The following is a 249-nucleotide window of genomic DNA, read 5'->3' on the forward strand; positions in this document are numbered from 1 at the left end:
GTTAGTCGAATCACAAGCGGTCAGTCAGCGAGCTTCTTGTAAGATGAGGCGTAAATTGCCAATCTCAGGATTTACCTCATAATGTCCCAGCCGTATCCAACCAACCAAATCCTCTGGTACAGTCAAGATATTTCTCAGCACGTAAATTTCGAACTTGTCAAACGCCTTGTCGACAGTAGCCTCAAGCAGCGTCTCCAGCTGGTTTAGTCCATTTTCGATCTCGAGCTTCGCCTCCGGATACTGTACATT

At 46.6% G+C, this 249-nt stretch carries 1 protein-coding gene; it reads right to left on the bottom strand.

Annotated features, from left to right (window positions below; all coding sequences use genetic code 11):
- Positions 1 to 24: 24 nt before the first annotated feature.
- Positions 25 to 249 (bottom strand): Mis12 domain-containing protein (locus tag SAY88_RS25400; protein ID WP_332635215.1); only part of this gene is annotated, 225 nt, incomplete at its 5' end.

Origin of the sequence: Halalkalibacter flavus (assembly GCF_036663575.1) — a bacterium.
Classification (GTDB): Bacteria; Bacillota; Bacilli; order Bacillales; family Bacillaceae_D; genus Halalkalibacter; species Halalkalibacter flavus.